Raw genomic sequence first — 2,776 nt, forward strand, 5'->3', positions numbered from 1 at the left:
TGCCAATGCAGCCGCACATCATCAGCATGTTGATGACGCTGCGGTAGTTCATGTCACTGTGGTACCAGTGGTTCATGCCGGCGCCGATGATGATCATCGAGCGGCCTTCGGTCTTCTCGGCGTTCTCGGCAAACTGGCGTGCCACGGTGATGATCTGCGCGCGCGGCACGCCGGTGATCTGCTCCTGCCAGGCCGGTGTGTAAGGCGTGTTGTCGTCAAAATCGGCGGCGGCCAGCTCGCCCGGCAGCCCGCGCGCAATGCCGTATTGCGCAGCCTGCAAATCGAACACCGTGGCGACCAGCGCCGAGCGTTCCTCGCCGGCCTTGCCGAGCGCAATGCGCTGCACCGGCACCGTGCGCACCAGCACGTCGGACTGCTCGTTGTTGGGGAAATGCTCATGGTGAATGCCGCCGAAATACGGGAAGCCGACCTTGGCGCTGTCATGGCTGGCTTCTTCGCCTTCCATCACCGAGAGCCTGAGCCGCACCTCGTCGCCGTTGCGGGCTTCCTTGGCTTCCAGATTCCACTGGCCCGCGTCGGCGCGGCCGTCCGGGCCCCAGCGAAAACCGATGGCGCCATTGGGCATCACGACCTTGCCGCTCGCGTCAAACGCGACGGTTTTCCAGTCGGGGTTGTTGGCGGCGCCCAGCTTGCCGTTGAAGTCGGAGGCGCGCACATAGCGGTCGGGCACCATCACGGTCTCGCCGTTTTCCAGCTGGTGCTCTTTGAGCATCACCAGCATCGGCAGGTCGGTGTAGCGGCGGGCGTACTCGTCAAAATAAGCCGAGCGCGGCTTGCCGTTGCCGCCGAAGTAGAAGTCTTTCAGGATCACATGGCCCATCGCCATGGCGACGGCGGCATCGGTGCCCTGCTTGGGGTGCAGCCACAGGTCCGACAGCTTGGCCACTTCGGAGTAGTCAGGCGTGATGGCAACCGTCTTGCAGCCCTTGTAGCGCACTTCGGTGAAAAAGTGGGCATCGGGCGTGCGGGTTTGCGGCACGTTCGAGCCCCAGGCGATGATGAAGCTGGAGTTGTACCAGTCGGCCGACTCGGGCACGTCGGTCTGCTCGCCCCAGACCTGCGGGCTTGACGGAGGCAGATCGCAGTACCAGTCGTAAAAGCTCATGCAGACGCCGCCAATCAGCGACAGGTAGCGCGAACCGGCGGCATAGCTGACCATGGACATGGCCGGAATCGGTGAAAAGCCAATGATGCGGTCGGCGCCGTGCTGCTTGATGGTGTAGACATTGGACGCGGCGATCAGTTCATTGACCTCGTCCCAGCTGGAGCGCACCATGCCGCCCAGGCCGCGCACGCTCTGGTAGTCGCGCCGCTTGGCGTCGTCCTGCACCACGGCGGCCCAAGCCTCGACGGGGCCCAGCGTGAGGCGCGCTTCGCGCCAGTGCTTGAGCAGGCGGGCGCGAATCATCGGGTACTTGACGCGGTTCGCGCTGTACAGATACCAGCTGTAGCTGGCGCCGCGCGAGCAGCCGCGCGGCTCGTGGTTGGGCATGTCCCAGCGCGTGCGCGGGTAGTCGGTCTGCTGGGTTTCCCAGGTCACGATGCCGCCCTTGACGTAGATCTTCCAGGAGCAGGAACCGGTGCAGTTCACGCCGTGCGTGCTGCGCACAACCTTGTCATGCGCCCAGCGGTTGCGGTAGGCGTCTTCCCAGGTGCGGTCTTCTGCCGTTGTGACGCCGTGGTCGCCCGAGAACGATTCCCGGGGGTTGGAAAAGTGGCTTAGTCGATCGAGAAAATGACTCATTTAGTTCTCCGGTAATGGGTAAATAAGGCGCTGAAACTTAAGCTCAGGGGTTTTTGATCTCTGCGCCACTGCGCAGGTAAAACCACCAGTTCAGCACCAGGCACAGGGCGTAGAAAATGGCAAAGCCGTACATCGCCAGCTCGGGGGTGCCGGCCTTGATCTGGGCGCCAATCACCACCGGGGCGATGAAGGCGCCGTAGGCCGCAATCGCTGAAGTCCAGCCCAGCACCGGGCCGGCCTGCTGGCGGTCAAAGATCATGCCAATGGTGCGAAAGGTCGAGCCGTTGCCGATGCCGCTGGCGGTGAACAGCACCACGAACAGCAGCATGAACAGGAAGAAATACTCTTCAGGCGTGGCCGACTTGTAGGCCAGCAGCATGACGTAGCCGACCGCCACCGAGGCGACGACCATGACCGCCGAAATGATCTGCGTCACGATGGAGCCGCCCACCTTGTCGGAAATCCAGCCGCCGATGGGACGCACTGCCGCGCCGACAAAGGGGCCGATCCAGGCATAGGTCAGCGCCGACGGCGCGTTCGGGTTCTTCAGCGTGTGCTGCATGATGCCGGCCGCGTCAGGCACATGGCTGATGCCGAAAATCACGGTGATGGCCAGCGGCAAGGCCATTGAAAAACCAATGAAGGAGCCGAAGGTGACGATGTAGAGCACCGTGAGCGACCAGGTGTGCTTGTTGCTGAAAATAGCAAACTGCTTGGCGATGTTTTCCTTCATGGGGCCAAATGCGGTGAGCTTGAGCACCATCAGCGTGCTGATGATGATCAGTGGCATGGCCAGCCACATGTTCAGCAGGCCCAGGCCCGTGGGTTTGGGCAGGTAGAGGTACAGGCCCAGACCGGCCGGCACGAAGGACAGCGTGTAGAGCCAGATGATCTTCAGGAAAGCCGGGATCGTGCCGCCAATCGCAGGCGACACGGTCTTGAGGTTGTTCATGCCGAAAAAGCACAGGATGGACAGCGGCACCAGCGACAGCAGCCAGGTAAAGCCCGCGT

1 protein-coding gene and 1 pseudogene are annotated in these 2,776 nt (G+C 62.6%); both read right to left on the bottom strand.

The annotated features are described in order from the left end of the window. Positions 1-1,765 (bottom strand): molybdopterin-dependent oxidoreductase (locus tag IV091_RS00555; RefSeq protein WP_293463987.1); only part of this gene is annotated, 1,765 nt, incomplete at its 3' end. Positions 1,766-1,808: 43 nt separating this feature from the next. Beyond that, positions 1,809-2,776 (bottom strand): annotated as a pseudogene (locus IV091_RS00560) (antiporter); the annotation flags it as partial.

It is taken from the genome of Polaromonas sp. (assembly GCF_018780625.1).
Taxonomy (GTDB): Bacteria; Pseudomonadota; Gammaproteobacteria; order Burkholderiales; family Burkholderiaceae_C; genus Polaromonas.